This window comes from Pseudomonas sp. NFPP24, from assembly GCF_900112095.1.
In the GTDB taxonomy this organism is placed as follows: domain Bacteria; phylum Pseudomonadota; class Gammaproteobacteria; order Pseudomonadales; family Pseudomonadaceae; genus Aquipseudomonas; species Aquipseudomonas extremorientalis.
Window position 1 is genome coordinate 1 of sequence record NZ_FOKD01000020.1, and the last position, 25,821, is coordinate 25,821.

At 62.6% G+C, this 25,821-nt stretch carries 20 protein-coding genes and 1 rRNA gene; 7 read left to right on the forward strand and 14 right to left on the reverse strand.

The window, feature by feature from the left end; all coding sequences use genetic code 11:
* The first annotated feature begins 97 nt into the window (after positions 1-97).
* Both rrf and mrdA read left to right on the forward strand, forming a co-directional pair.
* Positions 98-213 (forward strand): 5S ribosomal RNA (gene rrf, locus BM026_RS27850).
* Positions 214-429: 216 nt separating this feature from the next.
* Positions 430-2,322 carry a penicillin-binding protein 2 gene (mrdA, locus tag BM026_RS27855; protein ID WP_071489740.1) on the forward strand — a complete coding sequence of 631 codons (1,893 nt, stop codon included), beginning with the start codon at positions 430-432 and terminating at the stop codon, positions 2,320-2,322.
* A 1-nt stretch (position 2,323) separates the two neighbouring features.
* Here the strand turns inward: mrdA and BM026_RS27860 are convergent, their stop codons facing one another.
* Positions 2,324-2,725, reverse strand: coding sequence for a GFA family protein (locus BM026_RS27860; RefSeq protein ID WP_092249497.1), 402 nt, complete (start codon positions 2,723-2,725; stop codon positions 2,324-2,326).
* A 99-nt stretch (positions 2,726-2,824) separates the two neighbouring features.
* On the opposite strand from BM026_RS27860, the gene BM026_RS27865 reads away from it, so the two are divergent.
* Entirely contained in the window at positions 2,825-3,292 is a 468-nt protein-coding gene (locus BM026_RS27865; RefSeq protein ID WP_093530805.1) for an SRPBCC family protein, read from the forward strand.
* Positions 3,293-3,326: 34 nt separating this feature from the next.
* On the opposite strand, the gene BM026_RS27870 is transcribed toward BM026_RS27865, so the two are convergent.
* Entirely contained in the window at positions 3,327-5,537 is a 2,211-nt protein-coding gene (locus BM026_RS27870; RefSeq protein ID WP_093530807.1) for a TonB-dependent receptor, read from the reverse strand.
* A 198-nt stretch (positions 5,538-5,735) separates the two neighbouring features.
* Between BM026_RS27870 and BM026_RS27875 the strand changes: the two genes are divergently transcribed.
* The 4 genes from BM026_RS27875 to BM026_RS27890 all read left to right on the forward strand — a co-directional run bounded on the left by BM026_RS27875 (position 5,736) and on the right by BM026_RS27890 (position 10,141).
* Positions 5,736-8,093, forward strand: coding sequence for a DNA polymerase II (locus tag BM026_RS27875; RefSeq protein WP_092249506.1), 2,358 nt, complete (start codon positions 5,736-5,738; stop codon positions 8,091-8,093).
* A gap of 69 nt (positions 8,094-8,162) precedes the next feature.
* Positions 8,163-8,741 (forward strand): GNAT family N-acetyltransferase, encoded by a 579-nt coding sequence (locus BM026_RS27880; RefSeq protein WP_092249509.1) that lies wholly within the window; start codon positions 8,163-8,165, stop codon positions 8,739-8,741.
* 12 nt (positions 8,742-8,753) lie between these two features.
* Positions 8,754-9,386 (forward strand): glutathione S-transferase N-terminal domain-containing protein, encoded by a 633-nt coding sequence (locus tag BM026_RS27885; RefSeq protein ID WP_092249512.1) that lies wholly within the window; start codon positions 8,754-8,756, stop codon positions 9,384-9,386.
* 164 nt (positions 9,387-9,550) lie between these two features.
* A complete protein-coding gene (locus BM026_RS27890) occupies positions 9,551-10,141 on the forward strand; it encodes a DUF4174 domain-containing protein (RefSeq protein WP_092249515.1) in 591 nt (196 codons plus the stop codon).
* 261 nt (positions 10,142-10,402) lie between these two features.
* Here the strand turns inward: BM026_RS27890 and BM026_RS27895 are convergent, their stop codons facing one another.
* Genes BM026_RS27895 through BM026_RS27950 form a run of 12 tightly spaced genes read right to left on the reverse strand, consistent with a single transcriptional unit; the run spans position 10,403 to position 25,773 of the window.
* Positions 10,403-11,458 carry an acyltransferase family protein gene (locus BM026_RS27895; RefSeq protein ID WP_093530809.1) on the reverse strand — a complete coding sequence of 352 codons (1,056 nt, stop codon included), beginning with the start codon at positions 11,456-11,458 and terminating at the stop codon, positions 10,403-10,405.
* Positions 11,459-11,480: 22 nt separating this feature from the next.
* Positions 11,481-12,890: a murein biosynthesis integral membrane protein MurJ gene (gene murJ / locus BM026_RS27900; protein ID WP_093530811.1), complete on the reverse strand. Its 1,410-nt coding sequence runs from the start codon at positions 12,888-12,890 to the stop codon at positions 11,481-11,483.
* A complete protein-coding gene (locus BM026_RS27905) occupies positions 12,890-14,317 on the reverse strand; it encodes an O-antigen ligase family protein (RefSeq protein WP_093513835.1) in 1,428 nt (475 codons plus the stop codon). The genes murJ and BM026_RS27905 overlap by 1 nt, the downstream gene beginning before the upstream one ends.
* Before the next feature lie 2 nt (positions 14,318-14,319).
* Positions 14,320-15,423: a glycosyltransferase family 4 protein gene (locus BM026_RS27910; protein ID WP_093127049.1), complete on the reverse strand. Its 1,104-nt coding sequence runs from the start codon at positions 15,421-15,423 to the stop codon at positions 14,320-14,322.
* The gene (locus BM026_RS27915) at positions 15,414-16,631 is read right to left on the reverse strand and encodes a glycosyltransferase family 4 protein (protein WP_092249528.1); all 1,218 of its coding nucleotides are present in this window, start codon (positions 16,629-16,631) and stop codon (positions 15,414-15,416) included. The genes BM026_RS27910 and BM026_RS27915 overlap by 10 nt, the downstream gene beginning before the upstream one ends.
* An 8-nt stretch (positions 16,632-16,639) precedes the next feature.
* A complete protein-coding gene (locus BM026_RS27920) occupies positions 16,640-17,968 on the reverse strand; it encodes a GH39 family glycosyl hydrolase (protein ID WP_071489729.1) in 1,329 nt (442 codons plus the stop codon).
* Positions 17,958-19,148: a glycosyltransferase gene (locus BM026_RS27925; RefSeq protein WP_093513823.1), complete on the reverse strand. Its 1,191-nt coding sequence runs from the start codon at positions 19,146-19,148 to the stop codon at positions 17,958-17,960. The genes BM026_RS27920 and BM026_RS27925 overlap by 11 nt, the downstream gene beginning before the upstream one ends.
* Positions 19,148-21,139, reverse strand: a complete 1,992-nt coding sequence (locus BM026_RS27930; RefSeq protein ID WP_071489727.1) for a GumC family protein — start codon at positions 21,137-21,139, stop codon at positions 19,148-19,150. The genes BM026_RS27925 and BM026_RS27930 overlap by 1 nt, the downstream gene beginning before the upstream one ends.
* A 15-nt stretch (positions 21,140-21,154) precedes the next feature.
* On the reverse strand, positions 21,155-21,931 hold the full coding sequence (locus tag BM026_RS27935) for a polysaccharide biosynthesis/export family protein (protein ID WP_071489726.1): 777 nt from the start codon (positions 21,929-21,931) through the stop codon (positions 21,155-21,157).
* 29 nt (positions 21,932-21,960) lie between these two features.
* Complete coding sequence (locus BM026_RS27940) at positions 21,961-22,872, reverse strand: glycosyltransferase family 2 protein (protein ID WP_092249537.1); 912 nt, start codon at positions 22,870-22,872, stop codon at positions 21,961-21,963.
* Position 22,873: 1 nt separating this feature from the next.
* Positions 22,874-24,334: a mannose-1-phosphate guanylyltransferase/mannose-6-phosphate isomerase gene (locus BM026_RS27945; protein ID WP_093530813.1), complete on the reverse strand. Its 1,461-nt coding sequence runs from the start codon at positions 24,332-24,334 to the stop codon at positions 22,874-22,876.
* On the reverse strand, positions 24,334-25,773 hold the full coding sequence (locus BM026_RS27950; RefSeq protein WP_092249543.1) for an undecaprenyl-phosphate glucose phosphotransferase: 1,440 nt from the start codon (positions 25,771-25,773) through the stop codon (positions 24,334-24,336). Before BM026_RS27950 ends, BM026_RS27945 begins: the two co-directional genes overlap by 1 nt.
* Positions 25,774-25,821: the final 48 nt, after the last annotated feature.

The window sequence follows — 25,821 nt, forward strand, 5'->3', positions numbered from 1 at the left end:
AAATGAACCGAAAGTTCGACGTTCACAAAACACCGAAAGCTGTCACATACCCAATTTGCTGAAGCGAGGCCCAGGCCGCGACTCAGTACCCGAATTTCTTGACGACCATAGAGCATTGGAACCACCTGATCCCATCCCGAACTCAGTAGTGAAACGATGCATCGCCGATGGTAGTGTGGGGTTTCCCCATGTGAGAGTAGGTCATCGTCAAGATTAAATTCCAGAACCCCTGATTGCTAACGCAGTCAGGGGTTTTGTTTTGGGCGGTCGAAAATTCAAGCGCAGCTCATCCTCAATAAATACCGTACCGTTGAGCAAAACGATGCAAAGTGTTTCTGCATTTTTGGTATGGTGCAGCACATTTTCACAGGGATTGATCTTTCACCCGCAGGATGCGGCGTCGACCTTCTTCAACGAGATGCTGTAGAAATGCCTGAACCGATACCCATCAAAGATCACGAAAAAGAAAACCGTCTGGTCAACAAGCGCCTGCTCGCCTGTGCGCTGCTGGTGATTGGCATTTCCTGCGCCCTGGTGGGGCGCATGTACTTCCTGCAGGTCGTGCAGTTCGACTATCACTCCACGATTTCCGAAAACAACCGCGTCCACGTATTACCCATCACGCCGACGCGTGGGCTGATCTACGACCGCAATGGCGTCGTGTTGGCCGACAACCGCCCTAGCTATAACCTGACCATCACCCGAGAGCGCACCACCGACCTCAAGGGCGAGCTGGACGCCATCGTCAGTTTGCTGCACCTGCCCGCCGAGGATCGCGCGATGTTCGACAAGGCGCTGAAGCAGGCACGCCACCCCTTTGTCCCTGTGACATTGTTTTACGAGCTGACCGAAGAGCAGATCGCGTTGCTGGCGGTGAACGAGTTCCGTCTGCCAGGGGTTGATGTAGAACCTCAGTTCGTTCGCCACTATCCCCTGGGCGCCCACTTTGCGCATTCCATCGGTTACGTGGGACGGATCAACGAGAAAGAGTCCAAAGCCCTCGATTCGGTTGAGTACCGCGGCACTCAATCCATCGGCAAGACCGGCATCGAACGCTTCTACGAGTCCGAGCTGCATGGTCACGTAGGTTATGAAGAGGTCGAGACCAACGCCCAGGGCCGTGTGCTGCGTGTACTCAAGCACACCGATCCGATCCCCGGCAAAAACATAGTACTGAGCCTCGACGTCCACCTTCAGGAGGCGGCAGAAGAAGCCTTGGGCGATCGCCGTGGCTCGGTGGTTGCCCTCGACCCACAAACAGGCGAAGTGCTGGCCATGGTCAGCAAACCGAGTTTCGACCCTAACTTGTTCGTCACCGGCATCAGCTTCAAGGAATATGCCGCGCTGCATGACTCCATCGACCGGCCACTGTTCAACCGCGTCCTGCGCGGGCTCTATGCGCCGGGCTCGACCATCAAGCCGGAAGTCGCCATCGCCGGTCTCGACAGCGGTGTCGTCACTGCACAGACCCGTGTGTTCGATCCCGGTTACTACCAACTGCCGGATTTCGACCACAAATACCGCAACTGGAACCACAGCGGTGACGGCTGGGTCGACATGGACGCCGCTATCATGCGCTCCAACGATACCTACTTTTACGACCTGGCCCACAAGCTGGGCATCGATCGCCTGCACGACTACCTGGCTGAATTCGGCCTGGGCCAGAAAGTGTCGCTGGACATGTTTGAAGAGTCGGCTGGCTTGATGCCCTCCCAGGCCTGGAAGCGCGCCACTCGCCGCCAACCCTGGTTCCCGGGCGAGACCGTGATCCTCGGTATCGGCCAGGGCTACATGCAGGTCACACCGCTGCAACTGGCCCAAGCCACCGCGCTGATCGCCAACAAAGGCGTGTGGAACCGACCCCGCTTGGCCAAGACCATTAACGGCGTGCCACCGGTGGATGAAAACCCTATGCCCAATGTGGTCCTCAAGGATCCACGTGATTGGGAGCAGGTCAACCATGGCATGCAATTGGTGATGCACGACCCACGCGGTATCGCCCGTGCTGCCGCACAAGGCGCGCAATACCGTATCGCTGGCAAGAGTGGTACCGCACAGGTGGTCGCGATCAAGCAGGGCGAGCGTTATAACCGTGAAAAGACCCTGGAGCGCCACCGCGACAACGCGTTGTTCGTCGGCTTCGCCCCAGCCGAACACCCGAAAATTGTGATTTCGGTGATGATCGAAAACGGTGAAGCCGGCGGTCGCGTTGCTGGGCCGGTCGTACGCCAGATCATGGACGCCTGGTTGCTCGACCAGGAAGGTCACTTGAAACCGCAATACGCAACGCCGGCCAAAGCACCTGGAGACCCAAAGGTTTAAATCAGGCTTTCCACTCGTCCCATTGCTCTACGCCTTCATGGGCAAGCCAGGGCACATCATGGGCCATCCAGATGTGCGCGGTGGGTTTGAAGCCCGGATCATCGTCCAGCGTCGCCACCCGGACAATGACGTGAGGTTGATGCCCTCGTTCGGCCATCAGGTGCGAGCCGCAACGCGAGCAGAAATGCCTGAGCTTGCCCGGCGACGACTCGAAAGACGCCAGCAGTTCCACACCCTGGGTCCAACGAAAGTGTTCGCGCATCACGCCGGCTGTCGTGACAAATGCCGCTGCATGCACCTTGCGGCAGCTGTCGCAATGGCAGTGGCTGATCGGCATGTCCAGACGCCTCACCTGATACCGCACGCCCTTGCAGAAGCAACTTCCATTCAATGGGTCAGTCATAACGTAATTGCCGGATCAATAAAGGGGTCATCATCATTGCTTACAATCCCAGGTTGCGCATTGTTCGATGTCACCTACTGTCAATGGAGGAGGTGACTTATGCACGTATTGGATCGAATCGAACGGAAAGTCCTGCTCAACGCTGCACGCAAACAGGTGTGGGAAGCCCTCACCGATGCCGAGCAGTTCGGCCAATGGTTTGGTATCGCCCTCGAAGGCAAAGCCTTTGTTGCCGGGCAAACCATCGAGGCACCGATCACCTATCCGGGTTATGAACATGTGATCTGGAAGGCCAGGATCGAACGCATCCTGCCGCAAACGCTGTTCTCCTTCTGGTGGCACCCTTTCGCGGTCGAGGCGGGTGTCGATTATGACCAGGAAACCCCCACGCTGGTGGAGTTCACCCTTGAAGACCGTGCTCCAGGCATTCTATTGCGGGTGGTCGAGTCCGGCTTCGACACGGTGCCAGAAGCCCGTCGGCAAAAGGCCTTCAAGATGAACTCCCGGGGCTGGGATGAACAAATGGGCAACATCGAAAACTACCTGAACCAAGCCCGCCAGGCATGACTGCAACAACGGGCTCACTTCGTTGTAGTGCTTTTTAGAAGTCTACAGTCGCCGACAACTTGGCAACACGCGGGTCGCCCTGGCTCAGGAAACCGCCCTGGGCCGATTCCCAGTACTTCGTGTTGGCGACGTTCTCCACGGTGGCGCCGAGGGTGACATCACGCTTGGCAACCTTGAAGTTGTAACGCGCGCCTATATCGAAGCGGTTCCACGTCGGCAAGCTCAAGTTGTTGGCGGCGTCGGCGTACTGCCCGCCCGTGCGCAGCCAGCGGCCATTGAGGGTTACGCCTTGCAGGCCAGGCACATCCCACTCAACATCGGCGTTGAGCTGGAACGAAGGCACGCCGATTGCTCGGTTACCGTCATTGGCGCCGTTTTGCGTGTCCTTGAGTTCGGTCTTCATCACCGTCACACCGCCCAGCAAACGCAGGCCGCTGAGGGGCTCGCCGAAGACGTTCAGTTCCACGCCTTTGTTGATCTGCTGGCCTTCACGCACATAGCGCGCTGTAGTCGCATCGATGACCTGAACGTAGCCGGCCCCAGGCTGTTCGATACGGTATACACCCAGCGTGGCGCCATAGGTGCCCATGTCCACCTTCACACCCGCTTCGATTTGTTTGGAGCGAGCGGGCGCAAACGCCTGGCCGCCACCGATGATCGTCCGGTTACCCGAGTTGACCGGCGACGTCGGGCCTTGCGCAAGGCCTTCGATGCGGTTGGCGTAGAAGGACACGTGTTGCCACGGTTTGAACACCAGGCCGTAGACTGGCGTGGTAATTGACTCGTCATAGTTGGAAGTGCGCGTACCGCTCATGTAGTTGTAAGCCTGTACCACCATCTGCTGGCGGCGCGCGCCCAGCGTGACCAACAGGCGGTCATCGAAGAAGCCCAGGGTGTCGGACACCGCTGCGCTGCGCACGAATGTTTTGCCTGTAATGGTAGGGTCGCTGAAATCAGTGCCTGGCGTATTGCGCGGGTTGTTCAGGGTGGGCGGAGCGCCGGTCACAGGGTCGTAGATATTGGTTCGGGTAGCCGTCGACGAGGCGTTGAACACATAGGCATTGCGTGCTTGAGTCCAGATACCGGCCAGGCCAAAGTTGAGTCGATGGCTCACAGGGCCGGTCTGGAAACTGCCGTTCAACCCGCCCATTAAGCTGCGGTTGTCTTCTTCGTGGGCGATGGTCGAGCGGCTTGCCAGGGCATTGCCGCTGTTGTCAGTCAGCGTGACCGACGAGTAGCGCCCCATTTCCCGGGTGTGCTTGGCACCGCCTGCTGCATAGGCCGTCCAGTTGTCGTTCAGGTCATACTCGGCGCGCAGCATCCCCAGGGTGTCTTCGAGGCTGGTGCTGCTCCAGCTCGGCGCGTAGTTGGTGTCTGCCGAAGGCGCATCTGGCACATGGGTGGCCGTGCCAAGGAATACCGAATTACGCCCACCGTTGATGCGCTGCTTCTGATACACGAAATCACTGGACAGACGCAACGCATCACCGCGGTAGTCCAGGCCCACGGTGAACAGCTTCGAGCGCTGATTTTCATCATCGATGCCGGTATCGCCTTCGCGCTGGGACAGGTTCACGCGTGCACCAACCTGGTTGTCCTCGCCGAAGCGCTGGCCAATATCCAGATGCTCGCCCACCCGGCCATCGCTGCTGATATCGGTACTGAAGCGACGCAGTGGCAGGTCATCGGCGCGCTTGGGTTGCAGGTTCACACCACCGCCTATCCCCGAGCCGGTCGGTGTCACACCATTGATGAAAGCATTCGGCCCCTTGAACACTTCCACACGCTCCAGGGCGTCGGTGGACATAATCTGACGCGGCAGGATGCCGTACAGGCCGTTGAAGGACATGTCGTCACCGGCGAGCGGCAGGCCTCGGATCATGAACGTCTGTGCCTGGTTGGCATAGCCAGACGCCTGGCGCACCGATGAATCATTGAGCAGTACATCGCCGATCGTTTCGGCCTGTCGGTCGCGGATCAATTTCTCGGTATAGGAGGACATGCTGAACGGCACGTCCATGATGTCCTGGTTACCCAGCACCCCCAACTGAGCGCCACGTGCCACCTGGCCGCCGGCGTATACCGGGGGCAGGGCGCCTGGCGCAGGGGCCTCGGCGCTGACAGTGGTGGCGCCCAGTTCCAGCGTGCCGGTTTCCTGGCTGGCGTGAGCCGAGAGGCTCAGGGAACAGCACAGGGCGAGCAGGGTGGGGCGATACGGCACAGCGAATGGAATACGGGCGGGCATGGTCGATCCTGACGGTGAACCGTCAATGGTGAGGGAAAGGGCAACAATGGTTGCGCTTCCTCACTGCGCGGATACAACTCCAGTGCAAATGATAGTAATTATTATTAACGTCATGCAACAATTTTGTGAGATTAAGGTCCGCGCGTTCGGATGCCGAGTAGAATCACGCCCTGAAAGCGATTCCTGAGGTGCGGTACGGTGGATTTACAGCAGGGTTTTGTCCTGACCCGGCATTGGCGCGATACCCCGGCGGGCACGGAGGTCAGTTTCTGGCTGGCCACCGACCAGGGTCCGAGGTTTATCCGCCTACCTGTGCAGACCTCGGTGATGTTCATCCCCGAAGCCCATCGCAAGCCGTTGGATTGGCTGCTCAAGGGCGAGCGCGATATCGAACTGCGCCCGTTGCAGTTGTGCGATTTCCATCACCGCCCGGTCCTGGGTCTGTACACACGCCAGCACCGCCAGGCGATGGACGTGGAAAAACGCCTGCGCGCTGCGGGCGTCGACGTCTATGAGGGCGATGTGCGCCCACCCGAGCGCTACATGATGGAGCGCTTCATCACCGCGCCCGTGTGGTTCGGCGGCACCCCCGACGCTACCGGCGCACTCTGCGATGCGCAGATGAAACCCGCGCCCGACTACCGCCCACCGCTGAAACTGGTGTCCCTGGACATCGAGACCACCGCCCAGGGCGATCTGTATTCCATCGCTCTCGAAGGCTGCGGCGAACGCCAGGTGTACATGCTCGGCCCGCCGAACAAAACTGACGTGGTGGATTTCAAGCTCGACTACTGCGACACCCGCGCCCAACTGCTCGAGCGCCTCAATCAATGGCTCGCCGAGCACGACCCCGACGCGATCATCGGCTGGAACCTGGTGCAATTCGACCTGCGCGTGCTCCACGAACATGCCCAGCGCCTCAACGTGCCGCTGATGCTCGGGCGGGGCGACGAGCCGATGGCCTGGCGCGAACACGGCAGCCGCAACCATTACTTCGCGGCGGCAGCGGGGCGGTTGATCATCGACGGCATCGAGGCCTTGCGCTCAGCGACATGGAGTTTCGAATCCTTCAGCCTGGAAAACGTCGCGCAAACCCTGCTCGGCGAAGGCAAGGACATCTCCACGCCGTACCAGCGCATGGACGAAATCAACCGCATGTTCGCCGAGGACAAGCCCGCCCTGGCTCGCTACAACCTCAAGGACTGCGAGCTGGTCACGCGGATTTTCGCCAAGACCGAACTGCTCAAGTTCCTGCTGGAACGCGCCAGCGTCACCGGGTTGCCGGCCGACCGCAACGGCGGCTCCGTCGCCGCGTTCACCCATTTGTACATGCCGTTGATGCATCGCCAGGGCTTCGTCGCGCCTAACCTGGGCGACAAACCACCCCAGGCCAGTCCGGGCGGCTTCGTCATGGACTCACGGCCCGGCCTCTACGAATCGGTGTTGGTGCTCGATTACAAAAGCCTCTACCCGTCGATCATCCGCAGTTTCCTGATCGATCCGGTCGGCCTGGTCGAAGGCCTCAAGCACCCCGACGACAGTGAATCGGTGGAAGGCTTTCGCGGCGCGCGGTTTTCCCGTACCCGACATTGCTTGCCGTCCATCGTTGCGCGAGTTTCCGAAGGCCGCGAAGTGGCCAAGCGCGAACACAACGCGCCGTTGTCCCAGGCCCTGAAAATCATCATGAACGCCTTCTATGGCGTGCTTGGCTCCAGCGGTTGCCGGTTCTTCGATACACGGCTGGCCTCGTCGATCACCATGCGCGGGCACCAGATCATGCGCCAGACCCGCCAGTTGGTCGAAGCCCAAGGCTACGAGGTGATCTACGGCGACACCGACTCCACCTTCGTCTGGCTCGGCAAAGCCCACAGCCAAGTCGAGGCCGGCCGCATCGGCCAGGCGTTGGTCCAGCACGTCAACGACTGGTGGCGCGAGCACCTGCACACCGAGTTCGGCCTGCAAAGCGCCCTGGAACTGCAATACGAAACCCACTTCACGCGCTTCCTCATGCCGACCATCCGTGGCGCGGAGGAGGGCAGCAAAAAGCGCTACGCTGGCCTGGTGGTGCACAGCGATGGCAGCGAGGACATGGTCTACAAGGGCCTGGAAACCGTGCGCAGCGACTGGTCGCCCCTGGCCCGGCGCTTCCAGCAGGAACTCTACCAGCGCATCTTCCATCGCCAGCCGCACCAGGACTACATCCGCGACTACGTGCGCCGCACCCTGAGCGGCGAGCTCGACGAGTTGCTGATCTACCGCAAACGCCTACGCCGCCGGTTGGACGACTACGAACGCAACGTGCCGCCCCATGTGCGCGCCGCGCGCCTGGCCGATGAGTACAACGACCGCCTGAACCGCCCGCGCCAATACCAGCGCGGCGGCTGGATCAGCTACGTGATCAGCGTCAACGGCCCCGAGCCGATGGAGGTGCGGCAAGCGCCCATCGATTACGATCACTACGTCACCCGGCAATTGCAGCCGGTGGCCGATGCGATCCTGCCATTCGTGAATGACGATTTCAGTACCTTGGTCGGCGGGCAAATGGGTCTGTTTTAAAACGCTTGATTCGTCCGTGCGCGAGCCTGCACTCTTGGTCACTGACGACCACCTTGACGGCGCAGCCCCATGACCGAACTTACCTTGACCGGCACCACGGTCGAACTCCTACCCCTGCAACGGGCACACAAGGCCGCCTTGCTCGAGGCCGCCGCCGATGGCGAATTGTGGAACCTCAAGGTCACCAACGTGCCGGGCCCGGACACTGTCGACCAGTACATCGACACCGCCCTGGCCGGGCGCGATGCCGGTAGCGTGATCCCGTTCACCCTGGTGCGCCGCGACACCGGCCAGGTGGTCGGCAGCACGCGGTTCTGGAAGGTCGACCGGGTCAACCGCAAACTGGAAATCGGTCACACCTGGCTGGCGCTGTCCACCCAGAAAAGCGCCATCAACACTGAAGCCAAACTGTTGCTGCTGACCTACGCGTTCGAAGTATTCGGCTGTGTGCGTGTTCAATTCACCACCGATGAACTCAACGAAAAGTCCCGCGCCGCGATCCTGCGCCTCGGCGCCGTGCAGGAAGGCATCGTGCGTCACGAACGCATCATGCCCGACGGGCGCAAGCGCAACTCGGTGCGTTTCAGCATCATCGACTCGGAGTGGCCGCAGGTAAAAGCCAACCTGCAGGCCAAACTGCAACGCTAGGAGGACAGGTCCATGTATACGCTCTACGGCATCGACGAATCCGGCTCCTGCATGATCGAAATTGCCCTGCAGCGCTGTGCGGTGCCGTGGCGCAGGGTCGACGCGGCTTCCTGGGCAGAGGGCGAGGGCAGTGACGAACTGGCTCGTATCAACCCGCTCAAACAGGTGCCGACCCTTGTGACGCCTGACGGCCAGGTGCTGACGGAAAGCGCAGCGATCCTGATCCACCTGGGCCTGGAATTTCCCGCCTCCCACCTGTTGTCCGGCAACCGCGCGCAGATCATTCGCGGCCTGGTGTATATCGCCGCCAATTGCTACTCGGCGATCGGCATCATCGACTACCCGCAACGCTGGCTCGGTAACGTCAACGAAACCGTGCAGGCCCAGCTTGTCACCGGCACACGACGCTACCTTCACCAGGCCTGGGTGGTGTTCGCCGGTCAGTTTGCCGACCAGTTGTTTGCCCCGGACAACACCCCGAATGCACTGGGCCTGATGGCGGCGGCGGTGTCGCGCTGGGATGAGGCACGCGACGCGTTGAGCGGCCTGGCGCCAGGCTTTGCCCTGAGCCTGGCACAAGTGGACGCCGACCCCATCGTCGCGCCCGTATTTGCTCGGCATTGGCCGGAGTGGAAGGTCTCATGATGTTTCCGCAATCAGTGGAAACAATGACAGTCGCAGCCATCAAACCCTTGCGTGGCGGGCGTCCTGTCCTACGCTTTCTTAAAGTGGTGTAGGAATCATCCTTGAATTTGACTGTCGCAGACATGAAACTCAAGAACCCTGCATGGAATTCAAAGGAGGTGCGCATGCTCATCCGGTCGCTGACCCTGGCTACCTTGATGGCTTTTACGGGGCCGCTGTTGGCTGCTGATGATATCAACCCGCTCAAGCAGGACTTGGGCAAGGCCCGGCCGCTGGTGGTGGTGGAGCTTGATGCAGGCAACGACACCTTGGCCAAGGTCAAAAATCAGCTGGACGAGCCTGCGACCAAGCAGTCCTTTGAAGAACGCAGCATGGTGTTCTACACCGTGAAGTTCGGCAGCATCGGTGCTGAAGGCGAGAAATTCGCCAAGGACCCCAAGGACAGCAGGAAACTCACCCCGCCGGAAACCAACGCGCTGATCCGTGCCCTCAAGCTGGGCGCCGGCAGTGGCACCAAAGTGATCCTGGTGGGCAAGGACGGCGAGAAAAAACTCGAGAAGACCGTACCGCCGGATACCCTCGACCTGAAGGCATTCTTCAGCGCCATCGACCAGATGCCGATGGCCGAGAAAGAAACCGCTGCACCGGCCGAGCCTGAACCCGCCGCCGCACCAGCGGAGAAGCAGGGTGCCAAGGCTGGCACCAAACCTGGCAAGCCCGCCAAGCATGCCGCGCCGCAACCATTGGACGACTGATCCTGTGCGGGAGCTGGGCAGTCGGCTCCCGCAGCAGAAACCTGCAGTAACAGCTCTGCGAAGAATATGATAAACGTTATCATTTACGCCTTGTTCTTCGCGCGCGACCTCTAAGTCCTTGATCTCTACGTCACCGGCCCCTTCAACCTGCTCGATCGCGAGTACTTCAGCTACGCCGGCAACCACGGCGTGTACGGAGCGCCGCGCAACCTGATGACCCGTGTCAAATACGCTTTCTGACGCAATGATTGAACGGCGCCCTCAAGGCGCCGTTTTTGCGACAGACGCCTTGCGCACCGGAAACGGAAAGTAGAAAAACCGCAGGAACGCCACCCGCTTGATCACTTCCCCGATCAACAACGGCATCACCACCGCCACCACAAACCCCACGCAGGCCGCGACAAACGCGGGCAGCCCCAGGCGCTCCAGCAGGTCGACCGTCTTGTGCTGGATCTCGCCGTGGAAGATCAGCAGGATCAAGGTGTTCTGACCGATGTAGGTCATGGCCCGCGTGACCCAGGTCGACACCATCAATACGCGCGCCAGCGCCCAGCAGGCGTACACGCCGATCACGGCCGGCAGGGTGGTCCAGAACCAGTGGTCGTAGCGTCGCTGCGCCAGGTCCATGGTGTCCCAGGTGAAGGTGAACACCACAACGAACAATGCAATCGAAATCAACAGGGTCAGCCAGGAGCCCGCGTGGGTGCGCAGCCAATCACGCAGCAGGTAGCCGACAATGAAATAAGTGCTGCTGATCAAGGTGATATCCAGGCTGAACGGCAGGCCCGGCAGCACCCAGGTATGCCCGCCTAGCGCGACTGGCAACTGCCAGAACCACGGCAGCATCCAGACGCCCACAATCAACTGCAGCGTTACCAGCGCGCAACTGAGCAACAGTGACAGCTTCAGGCGCTGGATCAGGCGCAGCATCACCCAACTGAACAGGATCGCCACCCAGAAATGCGGCAGGAACCACAGCGCCTGCCACGGAATGGTATCCACCGAGGCGTACAGCACACCGCCGATATCCGGCAACAGCGGCTGGCCACGCAGAATGCTGCGCACGATCACATAGGTGAGCATGGTGAAGAAAAACGGTTTGAGCAGGCCATCGGCCTTGCGTATCGCCATCTCCACGAACGGCTGCTCGGGCTTGAAGAACACGCCCGACAGAAAAAAGAACAGCGGCAAGATGAACGACGCCAGCACCGGGTATAGCAAGTCCGGCGAAGTGGCGACGAACCAACTGTGGGCAAACACGATCACCAGGATGCCGATGCCTTTGGCGATATCCATTTGAATCCAGCGATGTTTCATATGAGTTGTCCTGATCGATCATTCATGCTTTGCGCCACGGTCTCAGCCAGAGTGCCATGCCCAGCAATACCACCGCGCCAGCCAGGGTGCTCAGCCCCAGTTGCAGCCACACGCCTTCAATCCGAAACAGCGCCAACGCCGCCACGCCCATCAGCACCGCGCTGAGCAGCCAGCTCCGAGCCCAGGGCAGGGCGCCGAGCAAGGCCTGGCGTTGCATCAGCAGCAACGCGGTGCAGAGCACGCCGGCCAGCGCAGCCAGCGGAATCCCGGCCAGGCCGAACACAAACGGCAGCACGCCCAGCAACAGCACATTGGCCAGGCTGCCGAGCAGTTCACAACGCAATGGCTGGCGCGTATCGCCTGCAGCGTAGGCGTAGCGCGCGAGCAGGGCGTTCCAGGCGCCGAACACCAGCGGTACGGCAAACCAGGCGAGCAGCAGCGGCAACGGGGAGTCCAGCGATTGCTTGGGCAGCAGCAACGCCACCAGGCTCGGCGCCGCCGCCACCAGGCCGACTCCGGCGGGCAGGGTCAGCACGCTGGCGGTTTCCAGGCCACGCTTGAGCAGGGCCAGGCGCTCGTCGCCCTGGCGCCGACTCATCATGCCCAGCAACACCTGGTTGAGGCTCATCAGCGCAATCAGCGGCAGGTTCATCAGCTTGCGCGCCAGGTTGACCCAGGTCACCGCACCTTCGCCCAGCAAGGACGCCACCAGCCGTTCGATCAAGGCCAGGCCCTGGCTGGCGCCGTTGCTCAACAGCAGCGGGCCGATGCGTTGGCCCAGCTCCCGCAGTGGTGCCCACGACCGCTGCCAATGCCACGGCCGCCAGCCCTGGCGCCACATCGACGGCAGCAACGCCAACGGCATCAACAGGCTGCCGGCCAGGCAGGCCAGGGCCAATGAGTGAGGTTGAGTGGCGGTGCCGGCGAAGGCAAGGTAGGCCACCGGCGGCAGGTTGAACAGCAACGAGCCCAGGCCCGCCAGTACAAAGCGCTCGCTGGCTTGCAACGCAATGCTGAACAGCGCATGCAGCATCAGCCCCGGCACACACCAGGCGACAATCTGCAAGTTGCTGCTGGCGAGCGCCGTGGCACTGGCCGCCAGGCCGGGCCCGAGCAGTTGCACCAGCCACGGCGCCAATACAGTCAACAGCAGGCTGGTGACCAGCGCGATCAACAGCAACGCCGGGAACAACACCGCCAGCCAGCCCAGCCGCTCGTCGTCCTGGCGCGCCAGGTACAGCGGCAGCGCCGCTGCACTCAGCACACCGCCGGCCAACGACATGCGCAGCGCCTCCGGCAAGAACAGTGCGATCAGGAACGCATCACTGCGCTCGCCCGCGCCCCAGGCCGCCACCAGCAACCACTCACGGGCAAAGCCCAGGCACAGCCCCAGCAGCGTCGCCAGCGTCAGCCATGCGGCAGAGCCCAGCATCAGCGCTGTACGCCGTCGAGCAGCGTTTTGCGCGACGTTATGCTTTTCACCTGCGGCAGGCGCGCCGGAAACAGACGCCGCGCTTCCAGCACATTGATGCCCACCATCAGCCAGAACAGCGCGACCATCACCACGGCAAAGCTGAAGTAGTGGTCAAACAGGCCGCTGACCAGTGCCGAGAGAATCCCGGCGGTGGTGCCCAGCCACAGCGCGTTGTCCTTGGTCAGGCGGATCGGGCCGCGTTCCGGGCGCGCTTCACGCCACCAGCGCACGGTCACGGCCACGAAGAACAGCATGCCGACGATGCCGGTCTTGTAGATGAAGTTCAGCCACAGGTTGGAAATGCCCAGCAAGTGGGTGTCGGGGACGGGCGGGTCGACCTTGAAGCCGATGCCGAACGGATACGCCATCACCGCCTGCGGGAACATGCGGTACTCGTCGAAACGCACTTCGGTACTGGCGTTGCTCGATGAGAAAATCGTCGCCAGGCGCTCCTGCAACGGCGGATACGCGATCACCAGCGCCACCGTCAGCGCCGCGCCGATCATCAGCAGGCGCCCGGTGTACGGCACCCGGCGCGTGGCCATCCACAGCAGCACCAGCGCCAGGCTGACCATCGCGCCACGGCTACTGGCCAACAGCAAGGCGGCGGCGCCCAGGCACGCCACGCCCAGGCCCAGTGCGCGTTTCCAGCCTTGCTCGGTCATGCCGAAGCAGAACGCCAGGGGCAGCAGCAACGCCATGATCCCGCCGATGGCATTCGGGTGCATCCACGGCGAGCCCATGCGCGACGACATCGCCTCCAAACCGAATTTGAGCATGTCGAAGTTGCCGTAGTTGAACAGCGCCAGCACCGGTGCAATACCGGCCCCGGAGCGTGTGCGCACGAACACCGCAATCGACAGCACCAGCATCGCCAGGCTGCCCAACAGCAGCGCGATCACCAGGGATTCGCGGTGCTTGTGGTCCACCAGCAACTTGGCACAGAGGAACACCGCCGACAGGCTCAGCAACCAGCGCAGCCAGTTGGCGACGCCGCTGGTGTCGGCGTGAATAGTGACCTGGCCGACGATGAACGGGAACACGCTGAACAGCATCAGCCACAACAGCATCTGGTCGGTGGGCCGACGGGTGAGGCTCGGCGTATCCGGCAGGCGCGCCAGGAAGTTGTGCCACAGCACCGCGCCCCAGGTCAGCGCCAGGATCGCTTCGCTGACGGTACTGCGAATGCCCAGGTTGACCGTGGAATACGGCATGAACGTGGCGACCAGGGCGAACAGCACCAGGCCCCAGAACGGAAAACGCAGGATGGTCACCGCACCGGCCAGGCCGATCACGGCGAGGAACGCCTTGGCCGGCGACAGCAGCAGGGCGGCGGCGCCGAACAACAGGCCGAACAGTATGGCGACGAGGCTGGGCAGGTTCACGTTCACTTCAGCTCCTCGATCAGTTCGGCCAGGCGCCCGCGATAGGCGCGATGATTGAAGCGTTCTGCCCACTGCCGGCATTGTTCGGGCGATTCATCGGCGGCACGCTCGCCGAGGCTGATCATCAACTGCGTCAGCGCTGGACCATCGGTGGGCGAAAAGCGCGGTGCCGACGGCGGGGTGATTTCATCCAGCGACGTGCCGCTGGCCACCGCCACCGGCGTGCCCACGCTCAGGGCTTCGATCACCGGCAGGCCAAAACCTTCGGCGTAAGACGGTTGCCACAGGCGCGACGCCTGGCGGTACAGCGCATGCAATTCGGCATCCGACACGCCACTGAGTGCACGAATGCCAGGCAGGCTGCGCTGGTTTTCAGGCAAATGATCGAGGCTGCCCACCAACACCAACTCCGGCACGCCGGGGGACTGGCGCCGCGCCTGCTGCCAGGCCTCCACCAGGAACGGCACGTTCTTGCGCAGCTCGCGGGTGCCCACCAGCAACCAATAGCGCTCGGGCAATTGGCGCGGGCCGAGGTCCGCCGCCAGTTCGGTAAAGCCGTCGACCTGATTGGGCAGCACACGAATCTTGCCCGCGGCCTTGGGAAACAACCGCGCGGTTTCATCGGCGCTGTACTGCGACGGCGTCCACACCCGGTCGGCGCTGTGCACCGCGTAGGTGATCGACAGGCGATCGCTGGTCTTATAGATGAGCGCCTTCAAGCGGTTGGCGTGGTAGTTGTTCAAGGTGATCTGGAACAGGTCATGCAACAGCACCACGGTGCGCAGGCCCTTGGGTTTGGGCGGCAACGGCAGGCCCATGTTGAAGGTGCTGATGTACAGGTCGATGTGGTGCTCGCGCAACGCCCGTGGCAGAAACCCGGCTTCGAAGCGCAGGCGATTCTGCGGCTGGTGCATGGCGGTCTTGGCGCAACCCCAGGCCGGGCAGTGCGCCTGCAAGCGGGTTTCATCGCCCAGGGGCGCCACGGTAAACCGCTCGAGCTCGATGCCGGGCAGGCCGTGCAGGGCGCTTTCCAGCGCGTACACCTGGCGGCTGATGCCCGATTGCGGCGAGGTGCCGACGGTGCGGTAATCCAGGCCTACACGCATGCGGGCTCCTTTTGATTCTGGGGCAAAAGGGTCGTGTAGACCTTTTCCAGCTGGCTGGCGGCGACGTTCCAGTCATGGGCACGACGCACATAGGCGCGGCCGGCTTCACCCATGGTCGTGGCGGCATCGGGAAATTGCAGCAGGCGCACCACCGCATCCGCCAGGCTCGCAGCGGTTTGCCCGCCGAGGTAATCCAGGCCTTCCACCAGGTCCAATCCCGATACGCCTTGCTCGGTACTTGCCAGCGGCAAGCCGGCGGCCAAGGCTTCCAGTACCTTGAGCTTGGAGCCGCCGCCATGGCGCAACGGCGCCAGGAACACCGAGCAGCTCGATTGCAGGCTCAGCAGGTCGGGCACAAAACCCTGCCACTCGATACGCGGGTCCGGCCAGCGTGCGCGCCAGCTATCGGGCATGCCGAAGCCGCACACGCTCATGCGTACGTCGGGGCAGCGTTCCCAGACCTGGGGCAGGATTTCATCCAGGGCCCATTCGATGGCGTCCACATTGGGCGCGTATTCGTAGTTGCCGAGAAACAGCACGCGTTGGGTGGTTGGGTCGGGACGGGCGGCGGCGAAGTGATCGCAATCCACGCCGTTGACCACCACCGACACCGGCTTGCCAGCGATTTTTTCCAGTACCTGCGCATCGCTGTCGGTCACCGCGACCACCTGGGCGGCCTGGCGCATCACGCGGCGTTCCCAGCGGGCGTAGCGCCATTGATCGTAGCGAATGAACGGTAGCGACCAGCCCGGCAAACGGTCATACGTGGCGGCGCCAAGGGCCGATTCAACGTTGTGTTCCGTCAGCACAAAGGGTTGGGACTTGCGCGCCAGCACCTCTTCATACGGCTGGAAGCTGTAGCTGTGTTCGATTTGCACCACGTCCCAAGGGTCACCCAGCAACCAATTGAAGGTGTCCTGCAATTCACCCGACAAACCATTCACGCTGGCCAGCAGCGGGTACGGCGCAAACAGCCCGGCCAACAGGGTCGTGACGCTGCGCAGAGGGCGGCGCGGCAGGATGATCAGTTGTTCGAGAAACGCTTCCAGCACCTGGCGGTCGCTGAGCGACACCGGGTGTTTGTCATGCAAAAGCAGGGTGATCCGATGCCCGCGCGCGGCGAGGTTGCGCAGCAGATGGAACTGGCGCGTCTTGCCGCCGCTGGTGGCGGGCCAGGGTGAGTAGGGCAGGATCCATAAAATACGCATGGCAGGCCTCAGTCCCATAACAGAATTTGCAGGTTCGACTTGACCGGCACGGTCAGGCCGCTGGTGCCGCTTACCGGGGTTTGTGTGCCGCGCAGCGGGTCGTACAGGGTGGCGCTGGCCAGGCCCGGCAAGTGGGCGTTGCCGCCCTGGGCCGACCAGAAGAACCACAGCTTGCGCCCGTCGGCGCGGGTCCATCCGATGCTGAACAGGCCGTCGGGCAACTGGTCGGCAACCGGCGGATCGCCCGGCGTGAGCGTCGGCCCACTGACGTCGAGGAAGTTCTTCAAGGCTGTGTAGACGGGCTTGGGGTTGGTGTCGATATCCAGCAAGCCGTAGGAGCGGTCACGCACGCTGGCGCGCTGGTCGAGGTCGCTCAAGGTGAACAGGAAGATCTTGTCGAAATCCATCGCACTCATCAGCGCCAGGCGGCGGACCACGTAGTCGGCCTGGGCCTGGAGGGTGATGATGTCCTGGGCGTCTTTTGGCCCCTTGTAGGTTGACCAGCCCCACTCGGTGCTCCACAGCGTGTTCACGCCGCCATGGCGCAGGGCCTGGTTGAGCTGGGTGGTCTTGGCGATGAAGTCCAGGTTGGCCGGGTCGTTGCCTTCGGGCAATTGGGTATAGGGGTGGTAGGAGATCACTGTATTCAGGCTGGCCACGCCGAGTGCGCCCAGGGCGTCGAACATGGTCTGGCCACTGGGCATTTCGCTGAAGAACGCCATGCCGGCGGCCACCACCGGTTTGCTCGGGTTCACTGCGCGCAAGGCGTTGGTGGTGACGGTCAACAGATTCGCGTACCCGGCAGGGTCTGCCGCCGGGCGCCAGAAGCCGAGCAGGTTCGGTTCGTTCCAGACTTGCCAGGCCTCGACGCTGGGGTAGCGCTGCGACAGCAGAGCCATGCGGTTGGCAAACACATTGGGGTCTTTCGGCGGGTACTGGTCCGGGTACATCGACAGCGGCGGGGCGCTGCTGATAAAACGCGCCGACCCCACCAGGTAAAACACCGACTTGATCTGGTTCTGCTGCAGCTTGCCCACCAACTCGTCGAGGGTGGCGAGCTTGTATTGGTTCTGCGCGGTTTCCAGCTGATCCCAATGCAGATCCAGGCGCACCCACTCCAGGCCCAGGGCCTTGAGGCGGTCGATCTGCTTCTGGTAGCGCTCGGGGCTGAACCACAAGAACTGCGCATTCACCCCCAGGAAGTCCTTCCAGACCACCTCCTTGCTGCCCTTGAGCACATGGCTTTCGGCATCCGCCTGGCGTCCCCACAAGAATGCGGTCAGGCCCAGGGCGGCGACCACCGCGAGGGTGGCCAGGTAGGTGCGTTTACGCGCCATAGGGGGCTCCGGTGATGGCCTGCTCGAAGAGCTGCTTGAATTTCCGCGCGGTCAACGGCCACACGCGCTCACGGCCGATTTCGCCGGCCCGTTCGGCCCAATCCCGGGCCAGCAGCGGCGTACGCGCCAGGCGCAGCAGCTGTTCGCCGAGCGCGGCTACATCACCCTCGGGGTAGATCGCGCCGTTGCCGCTGGCGACTTCCTCGGCAAACGCGCGGGCGTCGGAGGTGATCGCGCCGCGCCCGCAGGCGGTGGCCCAGGACAGTGCGCCACTGGTGCCACGCTGGCGCCCCAGCAGGCCGAGTTTTTTCGATTCACGGTAGGGCAGCACCATCACGTGGTGCGCCTGGATGGTCTGGGCGATGTCATCCGCCGGCAGGTTCAGGCGCCAGTCGATGGCGTCGGTCAGGTCCAGCGCCGCGATCTGTGCGTTCAACTGCTCCAGGTAGTTACCGCCTGCGCCAAACGCCATTTCCGCGGCGGTGCCGCCCGCCAGTGTCAGGCGCACGCGGTCGCGCAATTCGGGGGCTTGCTTGAACACATCCGCCAGTGCCTGCACCAGGTCTTCGATGCCTTTGCCTCGGTAGATAAACCCGAAATACAGCAGGCGCAGCGTGGCGAGGGGCGGTATTGGTGCCGCCGGGATCGGCAGATTGGCATGGTTGATCACCGCAACTTTGCCGGCCGGCAGGTGCATGCGCTGGCTCAGGCAGTCGGCGCCCAGGCGGGTGAGGGTCACCAGCCGGGTCAGCCCCTTGGCGACCTGGCGCTCTTCGCGCAGGGTCAGCGGGTCGGCCAGCACCACGGCTGCCTGCGGCAGTGGGCTGGGCAACCTTTCCATCAGGTTCAAGGGGAACGGCAGGTGCTCGCGGCGCCACACGATGCGTTCCGGGTCATGCACCGTGGCGGTCAGCGGCAACTGGGGGTAAGCCTTGCGCAATTCACGCAAGGCCAGGAATTCCCCCAGGCGCCCGCCGCCCAGTTCGGCGTGTACCAGGTCGACGGCCTGCCAGTCGAACGCGTCGATGGCCTGTTTGATCGCTCCGGAGTTGCCCGCCACCCCGGCCAACGGCGTCAGCACCGTCACACCAAGGTGTTCCAAGGCCGTGCGAAAATGGTTCGCGTAGTCGGCGATCCCGTTTTTCTCCGGCGGCAAGGGGGCGAGCAGGGCGATTCGCATCAGAACGCTCCCCGGTACTTGCCGATGGTGCGCAGCACTTTGCCCGGCACTTCAAACTTGCGACGGTTGATGATAATGCCGTCCACCTTGCCGAACGCGGTGTTGAGGATCGACAACGCATGCTCCACCACCGGCACGGTACTTTTGCGCGCTTCCACCACCAGCCCGATCAGGTCGGCGCGACGCAGATCGACGAACGCCTCGCGGTTGTCCAGCAGGGCCGAGGCATCCAGCAGCACCACTTCACCCGGCGCAGCAGCGTGCGGCCCGCCGACGCGCACGTTGATGCCGTTTTCACTGAGCAATTGGCGCAGTTGCTCAACCACAAAGGTCACCCCTTCGCCGTGACGCGCCGAGGTCAGGCCCAGGGTCACGCCCTGTTCGGCAATGCGCTCGGGCTGCAGCAGGCTGTACAAACGGTAGATGCTCGCATTGAACGCGTTGGTGCTTTGCGCGGTGGAGGTGTCCAGCTCCGGCAGGGTGGTCCACAGCGGCAGGCCGAACTTGCGCTCCACCAGGCCACCGTCGTGAATCCGCTGGTCGAGCAGGTAGCACAGGTAGATCACCAGCAGGCCGACCACGATGGCGAACGGAATCGCCAACACCAGCATCACCAGGGTTTTCGGGAAGATGCGGCCCGGGTTCAGGGTGGCTTCTTCGATCACGGCGATGTTGCTGATCTGGCTATTGTCCAGCTCACGGTCGATGCGCGATTTTTCCAGGTTATCCACGTACAGCGCGTAGTTGCGCTCGGTGGTGTTCAGCTCGCGGGAAAGGCGAGCCAGCTCCGGCTCGATCTCCAGGGCTTGCTTGCGTTGCTCTTCCAGGTTCAACAGTTGTTTCTGTTGTTGCACCAACTGAGTACGCAGCGCCACGTTGTTGCTGGTTTCATCCAGCAACACGCGCTGCAAGTGAATTTCCAGGGTGTTCGGCGCACGGTTCTCCGAGGCTTGCACCGTGTTGCTCTCGCTGTTGACCTGCATCTGCATGGCCCGGATCGACGCGTCCAGGGCTTTGACCGGCGGCGCATTGTCGGTATAGGTGCGCATCATGTCGGCCTTTTCCAGCAGCTTCTGGTTGAGCAGGCGACGCAAATCCTGCTGCTGCGGGTTCAGGGCGATCTGGCGTACGGTGGTGACTTCCTTGGGTTGGCCCTTGAGCTGGGTGCGCGTGCTCTGGATCGCGCTGTCGGACGAGGCGATCAACCGCGTCGTGTTGAAGGTCTCACCGCGCAGCACGTTGATGCGCTCGGACAAATCCTCCAGGCGGTCGGTGATGCTCGCCGCGCCGATCTGGTTCAGGTGCGTGAGGATCTGCTCCTTGTAGCTCTTGATCTCGGTGGCACTGTTGGCTACCTGGCCTTCGTAGAACGCGTACAGGCTTTTGCGCCCCAGGGCCTCGGTACGCTCGTTGATGTAGGTCTCGACCCAATCCTTGACCACCGCCTGGGCGATCTCGGGGTCACCCCACTTGAAGCTGATGTCCATCACCGTGGAACCGACGGCGTGGCTGACCTCGAAGTTTTTCTCCAGGCTGGCGGCCAGGCGTTCCACCGGCGTGGTTTTCTCCACGATACCGACGGTTTCAAGCACTACGCGCAGGCCATCGAACACCGCGCCCACGCCGCTCTTGACGTAGTACTTGGTGCGCTTCCAGAAACCTTCCGGCGGCGGCGCGTTTTCAATCACTTCCAGGTAATGCTCGGCCACCGCGCGTACGATCGGCCGGCCGGTGAGCAGGCGCTCTTCGTCGACAATCGGGTCGCGTTGGGTGCTGGGCATTACCAGCGCCTGGCGGTTGCTGATCTCGATGGGCAAGGTCGAATCACGCCCTGGCTTGACCAACAGGCGCGCGGTGGACTCGTACTTGGCCGGCAGCAGGAACGCTCCCAGCAGGATGATCACCAGCGCGGCAATCGCCGCCAGCTTGAACTCATGCCGGAAGATGAAGAACAAGCGCAGAAGATCACGAAAAGAACGGATCTCGATCATTGGGATGTCGCTCCTTTAGTTGTTGCCGCCGCTGGTTCGGGTGTAGTTGTAGCCAACCCCGATCGACTTGGTGAACGGGATCAGTTGGTTCATGTAGGTATCCACCCCCTGGATGCGTTCGCCCACGTTGGACTTGGGCACGAATACCACATCGCCGCGTTGCAGGCGCACGGGTTTGCGTCCGTTGGGACCGGTCTTGAGCAACTGGCTGAAATCCAGGAAGTACGCGCGATAGGCACCCTGGGCGTCTTCGCGCAGCAGGGCGACCATGCTGGCGTTGCCTGCCGGGCTGACCCCGCCGGCACCGATGATGGCTTGTTCCAGGGTGTTGGCCGTGGCGATCTGCACCGCCGTCGGGTTGTTCACCGCGCCGCCGACGATGATCGAGCCGCTCGGCGCCTGGTTGATGTTCACCGTCACACGCGGTTCGCGGTAGATGGGCGCGAGTTTGCCGGTCAACTCCGTGGCCAGCTCCGACGGCTGGCGACCGGCGACCTGCACCGGCCCCAGGAACGGGTAGTTGATCTTGCCGTCGGTCTGCACCGTGTACAGCGTCAGCTCATAGATGGTGCTGACGTTGAACGCCGACAGTGTCGGCATCTCGCCGGCATCACGGACGATGCGCAACTGGTCGCCGATGCGGATGCGCTCCACCGCCGGCGGCAATTGTGCCAGCTGGTCGAGGGCGCGTTTGCCGGCCTCGACGGTGTCACTGTCGGGCGGGACGATGCGTGCCGGCGTATTGCAGGCGGCCAGGGCCACCATGGCCACGACGAGCAGGGTTCGTTTCATCAAGGGGGACTTCCTGTGGGTCATGATGCTCACCTCCAATAACCGGGAAACATGCTGATGCGCCGCTTGAGGGCGAGGGGGAGGCGGCGCTCCAGATGGCCCAGCCGGTAGCCGAGCAGTTTGAACGCGCTGCGCACCAGTACTTCGGGAACACGGTGCAAGGCACCGGCCTTGCGCAAGGCCGCCAGTTCAGCCAGCACGTAGCGTTTGCCTTCGCTACCGGCATCGCCAAAGGCCTGCTTGATCCACGGTTCGCGGCCGTAGAACACGCCGATATCGAAGTAGCGGTGAAACTCATCCATGAGCTTGTAATCGTGCGAGTGATGCACCAGCGCCGTGGCGGCGTAGCGCACCTTGTAGCCTTCGAGCAGCATGCGCGCCGCCACATAGGCGTCCTCGCTGCCGATCACATCCGCCGGGAAACCGCCCACCGCCTCCAGCACGCTGCGCCGGTAGACGGAAAACGAGTCGGAACTGAAGCAGGTCTTGATCCCCAGCTCCGGCGCATCGGCCAGGCTCTTGCTGCGGCTTTGCTCCGGGTAGTTGAAGTGCCGCGATTGCGCACCCAGTACTCCGGCATCGGGGTGCGGCAACTGACGACCGTAGGCCACGCCGTTGAGCGGGTCCTGCTGCAATTCGGCGAGCAGGTTGGCGAAGGTTTCCGGGGTGGCGGGGATCGCATCCTGGGTCATCACGATCAGCGCGTCGCCGCTCACCTGCCCACTGGCCCAGCGCCGGGTGCCGCCGTGGTTGAAGTCACGCGCGTCGATCACCTCGACCCGCGCCCCGAATTCGCGAAAGCGCGCCACAGTGTCATCGTTGGAGGCGCTGTCCACCACCAGCATCTCGTCGGGTTGCAGGGTTTGCATCTTCAGCGCCGGCAGCAGGCGGCCCAGATGGCTGGAAGCGTTACGGGTCGGGATGATCAGTGAGGTGAGCATGTCATTTCTTCACTTCTGCGGGCGCGCGCCCGTAGATGTCGTCGAAACGCACGATGTCGTCCTCGCCCAGGTACTCGCCGCTCTGCACCTCGATCATCACCAGGTCGATGATGCCGGGGTTGGTCAGGCGGTGCTTGTGCCCGGCGGGGATGTAGGTGGACTCGTTGGCGTTGATCAGGAATTCGCGCTCGCCGTTGGTGATCTGCGCCGCACCGCTGACCACCACCCAGTGTTCGCTGCGGTGGTGGTGCATCTGCAACGACAGCGACGCCTGGGGCTTGACCACGATGCGCTTGATCTTGAAGCGGCTGCTTTCCTCCAGCACGGTGTAGGTGCCCCATGGCCGGGTGACGGTGCGGTGCAGGCTGTACGCCGGGTGGTTCTGGCGCTTGAGCTCGGCGACGATGTAGCGCACGTCCTGGCTGCGCTGGGCGTCGGCGATCAGCAGGGCGTCGGGGGTGTCGACGATGATCAGGTCGCGCACGCCCACGGCGCCGAGTACGCGCTTGGGCGAGTCGATGTAGCAGTTGTGCACGTCGTGCAGAATCGCTTCGCCGTTGACCTGGTTGCCATGGGCGTCGCTGGGGGTGAGCTGGCGCAGGGCTTCCCACGAGCCGATGTCGCTCCAGCCGATGTCGCAGGGCACCACGGCGACTTGCCTGGATTTCTCCATCAGCGCCACGTCGATGGACACATCCGGCGCGCTGCCGAAGGCGTCCGCGTCCAGCTCACGCTGGCGTGAGGTCTTGTTCTGCAGGCTTTGGCTGTGCTCCAGCGCGGCGCGGGCAGCGTCCAGTACGTCCGGTGCATGGGCGGCGAGTTCGTCCACCAGGGCGCTGGCCTTGAAGCAGAACATGCCGGCGTTCCACAGGTGTTTGCCGCCGTCGAGGTAGCCTTGGGCGGTGGCCAGGTCGGGTTTTTCCACGAAGCGCTTGACCCGATGGCCGGTGCCCAGCGCCTCGCCCTGTTCGATGTAGCCAAAGCCGGTTTCCGGATGATCCGGCTGAATGCCGAAGGTCACCAGGTAGCCCGCTTCGGCCAGGTCGCGGGCCTGGGGCACGGCCTCGGCGAACGCCACTTCATTGAGGATCAGATGGTCGGCGGGCATCACCAGCAACTGCGCGTCACCGCCGAAATGCTCCTGCACATGCAACGCCGCCACGGCAATCGCTGCCGCCGTGTTGCGGCCGAACGGCTCCAGCAGCAGGTCCAGGGGCAGATGGGCCTTGTTGACCAGGCGGTAGTCATCCAGGGTGCGGAACAGCAGGTCGCGGTTGGTCACTGTCAGCACGCTTTCCACACCCGGCAGCTTGGCCGCGCGCTGGAAGGTTTTCTGCAGCAGGCTCTGGCCGTCGCGCATGCGCATGAACGGCTTGGGCATGTTCTGCCGGGACACCGGCCACAGCCGCGTGCCCGAACCACCGGAAATAATGCAGGGAATCAATCCGTTGAGTGTGTTCATCAATAGACTTCCTTGGTGGAAAGGACGGCTGGGACCGTCATGAAAACGATGTACAAGTCGAACCACACCGACCACTTGGAGATGTACTCCAAGTCGTATTCGACCCGTTTCTGGATCTTGAACAGGGTGTCGGTCTCACCCCGGTAGCCGTTGATCTGCGCCCAGCCGGTGATGCCCGGCTTGACCCGGTGCCGCGAGCTGTATTCGCTCACCGCCACTTCGAAGGGAATGCCCGCAGCCTTGGTCGCAGTGGCATGCGGGCGCGGGCCGACCATGGACATGTTGCCCAGCAGCACGTTGAACAGTTGCGGTAGCTCGTCGATGCTGGTCTTGCGGATGACGCGGCCGACGCGGGTGATGCGCGGGTCTTCGCGGGTGGTCTGGCGTTCCGCGGTGAAGTCGCTCTGGTCGGTGTACATCGAGCGGAACTTGAACACGCGGATTTCGTTGTCGTTGTAGCCATAGCGGTTCTGGCGGAACAGCACCGGGCCTTTGGAATCGAGCTTGATCGCAATCGCCGTCATCAGCATCACTGGTGACAGGCATACCAGCGCCAGGCTGGCCAGCAGCAAGTCCTCGCAGCGCTTGATTACCGGCGACCAGCCGCGCAACGGCAATTGCGAGGTGTTGAACATCAGGATGCCGCCCACATCGGTAATCTTGCTGTGGCCGTAACGCAGGGCGGCCATGTCTGGTACCAGCATCACGTTCACCGACAGCTGCCGCAGGCGGTTGACCAAACCATGGATGCGCTGCTCGGCGGCCCAGGGCAGGCAGATCATCACCTGGTTGACCTGCTCGGCGCGGATCAGCTTTTCCAGGTCGCGGGTGTTGCCCAGCAGGGGCAGGTTGCTCAGTTCCTTGGGAATGCGTTCGGTGCGGTCGTCGATGAACCCGACCAGGCCGGAGCGGATGTCACCGTTGCGCAGCAGGTGATCGGCAACGTGTACGGCGGTGTCGGTAAAACCCAGGATCACCGTGCGTTGCAGGAATTTGCCGGCACGCATCAGCTTGCGATACAGGCGCAGCATCAGCAGGCGCTCCAGGCAGAACAGCGCCAGGCTGGCGACGTACCAGGTCACCAGGTTGCGCGGGGTCAACTGCGGGAACATTTGCAGGATCTGGTACATGAACAGCAGGATGCAGAACGCCGCCGACCAGGCCTTGATCTTGGTTTTCAGGCGCAGGCGATTGCTGAACAGTTCTTCGGAATAGATGCCCAGCGCCTGGAACAAAATAATGGTGAGGACCGCGAAAAATACCAGCAGGCCCAGGAAGTGGGCGCGCAGCTCAGGGGCCATCGGGTCGAGCAAGAGCACCAGGACCATGGGGGGCAGAATGGCCGTCAGGCCATGGACCAACTTGACGAAAACAACAAAGAACTCAACAAAACCGGCGCGCGTTAAGAACAGGCTGTCGACGGACGACTTCTCTCGCATACAAACATCCCTCATTGCACTCCAGGCTTCACTGTTCGACGGTTTGTT

Coding starts and splice junctions, on each gene's coding strand:
- mrdA (WP_071489740.1), top strand. CDS start 430: ATGCCTGAACCGATACCCATCAAAGATCACGAAAAAGAAAACCGTCTG.
- BM026_RS27860 (WP_092249497.1), bottom strand. CDS start 2,725: ATGACTGACCCATTGAATGGAAGTTGCTTCTGCAAGGGCGTGCGGTAT.
- BM026_RS27865 (WP_093530805.1), top strand. CDS start 2,825: ATGCACGTATTGGATCGAATCGAACGGAAAGTCCTGCTCAACGCTGCA.
- BM026_RS27870 (WP_093530807.1), bottom strand. CDS start 5,537: ATGCCCGCCCGTATTCCATTCGCTGTGCCGTATCGCCCCACCCTGCTC.
- BM026_RS27880 (WP_092249509.1), top strand. CDS start 8,163: ATGACCGAACTTACCTTGACCGGCACCACGGTCGAACTCCTACCCCTG.
- BM026_RS27885 (WP_092249512.1), top strand. CDS start 8,754: ATGTATACGCTCTACGGCATCGACGAATCCGGCTCCTGCATGATCGAA.
- BM026_RS27890 (WP_092249515.1), top strand. CDS start 9,551: ATGCTCATCCGGTCGCTGACCCTGGCTACCTTGATGGCTTTTACGGGG.
- BM026_RS27895 (WP_093530809.1), bottom strand. CDS start 11,458: ATGAAACATCGCTGGATTCAAATGGATATCGCCAAAGGCATCGGCATC.
- murJ (WP_093530811.1), bottom strand. CDS start 12,890: ATGCTGGGCTCTGCCGCATGGCTGACGCTGGCGACGCTGCTGGGGCTG.
- BM026_RS27910 (WP_093127049.1), bottom strand. CDS start 15,423: ATGCGTGTAGGCCTGGATTACCGCACCGTCGGCACCTCGCCGCAATCG.
- BM026_RS27915 (WP_092249528.1), bottom strand. CDS start 16,631: ATGCGTATTTTATGGATCCTGCCCTACTCACCCTGGCCCGCCACCAGC.
- BM026_RS27920 (WP_071489729.1), bottom strand. CDS start 17,968: ATGGCGCGTAAACGCACCTACCTGGCCACCCTCGCGGTGGTCGCCGCC.
- BM026_RS27925 (WP_093513823.1), bottom strand. CDS start 19,148: ATGCGAATCGCCCTGCTCGCCCCCTTGCCGCCGGAGAAAAACGGGATC.
- BM026_RS27930 (WP_071489727.1), bottom strand. CDS start 21,139: ATGATCGAGATCCGTTCTTTTCGTGATCTTCTGCGCTTGTTCTTCATC.
- BM026_RS27935 (WP_071489726.1), bottom strand. CDS start 21,931: ATGAAACGAACCCTGCTCGTCGTGGCCATGGTGGCCCTGGCCGCCTGC.
- BM026_RS27940 (WP_092249537.1), bottom strand. CDS start 22,872: ATGCTCACCTCACTGATCATCCCGACCCGTAACGCTTCCAGCCATCTG.
- BM026_RS27945 (WP_093530813.1), bottom strand. CDS start 24,334: ATGAACACACTCAACGGATTGATTCCCTGCATTATTTCCGGTGGTTCG.
- BM026_RS27950 (WP_092249543.1), bottom strand. CDS start 25,773: ATGCGAGAGAAGTCGTCCGTCGACAGCCTGTTCTTAACGCGCGCCGGT.